This is a genomic window from Wolbachia endosymbiont of Nomada ferruginata (assembly GCF_001675785.1).
In the GTDB taxonomy this organism is placed as follows: domain Bacteria; phylum Pseudomonadota; class Alphaproteobacteria; order Rickettsiales; family Anaplasmataceae; genus Wolbachia; species Wolbachia pipientis.
The window spans coordinates 1-3,160 of the sequence record NZ_LYUY01000121.1 but is presented as its reverse complement, the minus strand read 5'-3'; the positions used below and the strand labels follow the sequence as shown (position 1 = coordinate 3,160).

General features: G+C 32.9%; 3 protein-coding genes. 2 read left to right on the top strand and 1 reads right to left on the bottom strand.

Going from position 1 to position 3,160, the window contains the following annotated elements; translation table 11 throughout:
• Positions 1-72: 72 nt before the first annotated feature.
• Positions 73-777 (bottom strand): recombinase family protein, encoded by a 705-nt coding sequence (locus BA053_RS05775; RefSeq protein WP_245611098.1) that lies wholly within the window; start codon positions 775-777, stop codon positions 73-75.
• 319 nt (positions 778-1,096) lie between these two features.
• Here BA053_RS05775 and BA053_RS05770 point away from each other — a divergent pair, with 319 nt between their 5' ends.
• Both BA053_RS05770 and BA053_RS05765 read left to right on the top strand, forming a co-directional pair.
• Positions 1,097-2,293: a hypothetical protein gene (locus BA053_RS05770; RefSeq protein ID WP_065095175.1), complete on the top strand. Its 1,197-nt coding sequence runs from the start codon at positions 1,097-1,099 to the stop codon at positions 2,291-2,293.
• On the top strand, positions 2,259-3,140 hold the full coding sequence (locus BA053_RS05765) for a hypothetical protein (protein ID WP_245611619.1): 882 nt from the start codon (positions 2,259-2,261) through the stop codon (positions 3,138-3,140). The genes BA053_RS05770 and BA053_RS05765 overlap by 35 nt, the downstream gene beginning before the upstream one ends.
• Positions 3,141-3,160: the final 20 nt, after the last annotated feature.

Here is a 3,160-nt window from a genome sequence, read left to right as displayed (position 1 = left end):
TATTTTTTCCTCATCTCTTACCTCAATATTCTTTCTTTATATACTACGTATTCCTTGGTTTGTGGACAACCTCTAAGCAGGATTTCTTAACATCTTCCAGATAGTACTTCTTTTCCAACGTTCCTTTCCTGTTTGTGTTATTACCGATATCTCGCTAAGTCTACGTATAACTTCATTGATGCTTATTCTTTCTTGACCAACCCAATTAAATATTTTGCGTACTACATTTGCCTCTTCTTCATTAATCTCAAACTGAGCACTTCCTTCACCTACATGTTTTGCTATGTAGCGATAACCATAAGGTGCATTACTCATTACACTGATACGGCCAGTTTTAGCTGCATGAAGTTTTCCTCTGCGATTACGTTCCATAATCTTTGCACGTTCATACTCTGCTACTAATCCTTGAATTCCTAAAAACATATTAGATTCTGGGTTATCCTCAAATTTATGATTTAAGAAAACAACCTCTGAACCTGCTTTTCTAAACTCTTCGAGTAAGAGCGCTTGGTATGCAGATTTGCGTGATAACCGATCAGGTGAATGAATATATATCTTATCAATCTTACCTTCTGCTACTCTATCACGTAAACTCTCTAAGCCAGGACGTTCTAAATTTGATCCACTATAACCATTATCGACAAACTTATGCTCATCTAATAACTCATGTCCATCACTACCAATGCGACGCTCCAATTCTACAATCTGACTCTCTATTGTATTCTCCTGTGCCTGTTGTCTTGATGAAACTCTTGCATACAAGCTTACCGTTGTCATTTTCTTCTACCTCCTTTGTTTTACATTTCAATAATTGTTCATAAGCATTTGCCAAATATGTACCCGCCAACCTGTGAGGTTCATAACGGCAATTAATAGTTAATTCCCCTTTTTGCATGTTTTTCTTCCTGTGAATTTTTTTATAGGTTAGGAGACTTCTATTAAACTAAACCAATGCACACCTTATGTTCCATTTAAGAAAGCTATCTAGTTTACACAAATTCTCCCTAATTAAATATACAAGATTTGAAAAAATTATGTCCAAAAAATCTTTGCTTGAATTGTCATATTATGTATAATATAGCTTATTTAATATGGTATGAATGTTCATCCAAGTTACGAATTCTGGGAAAGTGATTTAGAAGTTCCGGTCAACCTTTTACTAGAACGTTTTCAGGATTATAATATACGTCAATCTTGGTTAGATTCCCTTTCTGGTAAACAACTGAGCATCATTTTTCAGCATTGCTTTAAAAATCATTTAAATGGACAACTTTTTCAGGACGGAGATTATGACGATAGATCCACTCAACAAAAACGTAAGATACTTACCAGTTACTCTGACTCTCTTTTTAACTATTATCTCATTAGCTACTTTGATCGTACAAAGCTTGAGGCTACAGTCAGTGAAGTAGCAAGATTTGCCCTTACTCAAGAGTTAATGAGATCATACCTGATAAAAAATAACACTAAGTATGATAAAAGATCCTTATTGTTTTTACTATTTCACATAAATTGCAAACTTCTAAAATTTGTCTATCACTTTGATAAAGTACAAAAGAAAGGTTTCGTATCATTTGCTCTACAGAAATCACCAAGACAAATAAATACTTCATTTAAGGAATTTATGTCACAAGAAGCCGTAGAGCAGATACTTAAGGATGATGACCAGTTGCAGGGTTTTTTCCATCATCAAGATCGAATATATATGTTTGTACGTCGAGGAAGTGACATGGATTTACTGCTTAATTCAAACAAAGTTGTTCATGGTCATAAACCTGAGTGGATGATTTTAGATTTTTCGCTTGATGGTACAAAGGTTAATCTCTGTGCTAAAAATACTAATAAAGCTGTGGAAATAGCAAATAGTATTGTAAGTGGTTATTTTAACTGCGAATGTACTTTTGTAAATATACAGGATAAGAACTTTCCACTACAAGTGCATAAATTTCTTCAAGCATGTATAGAGGGTTCTGACCCTAATATTTGTATATTTGAGTTAAATTTTAAGTCAGATTATTTCAAAAATAGTAATACATATCTTACTTTGAGTGTAAAGCCGTATGATCCTATTGCACCAGAGTTACATATTTTAAAGTCATCTATTGGCAATATACTACAATCTATTCAATCAGCTAAAGTAATGTTCCAAAACAAAAAGGTAACATTTTCTTTCAAAATAAGTGGGGAAGTTTATTATTCAGAGCATCCACTCAATAAAAAGGAAAGAGAGGAACTGAAGAAACATATAGAACAATCTTATGGTCTTAAAATCCTTTCACGAGCAAATTGCTGATCTTTTAAGTTTAAATAGTTCTTGGGTTAATCTAAGTCAAAATCACATTAAAGCAGCAAGATACTTATTTGATCTTGGATTAATAAAAATGCAAGAAAGGTACTATATTGTTTGTTCTCGTGAAGAAGATCATCTTGATTGGCCAAATGTAATTGATCCAAATTGTAGCAATGAGATTTTCATTGATCCAGACTTTGATGAAGCATGTGATGACGCTATTTGTGAAAACTGTTCTCGTCATATTCTGCCTAATACTTATCAAAAACAGAGATTTCATCTCTTATCCATATACTTAAATACAGAAAAGATCATAGACTGGCTTGAAACAAAGTTGAATGATTCAAGACTTATGTGGGAAAAAGTGAAAAAAGGAGTTTATTATATTTGTAATCAAGGTCGTATTGTAAATCTAATAATCCTTGATTTTTGTACTGATGCAATATTTTTAACCATAGATAAACTTAGAGTCCATCCGACAGTTCTCATCACCCTAAAAAAAGATATACCGAATCTATTATTGAGCCTATATATAGTGCCAATGGTAGAACTGTTTTGTCAGCTTAAGACTTTAACTGAGATATTCCAAGAGGCAGCTAAAAGAGGAGTACCAAAGGTAGTAGAAAATACTTCTTTGCAAGTTTTACCAGCTTCATATATTTCGCTTAAACGTGTTGAACCAATTGTACCAACAAAGCTTTTGGAGTTACAGGTAGTTAAAGGTATGGTATATGTTAATAGCGTTGAAGTTATAAATAAAAAAGCTGTATCATGTCTTAATATTTTTCGAATATTGTTCAGAGGTTGTCCGGAAACAAGTAAATTCAAGCATATTCCCTCTTTAACATAACCCTACTCATAGCTAGGTAT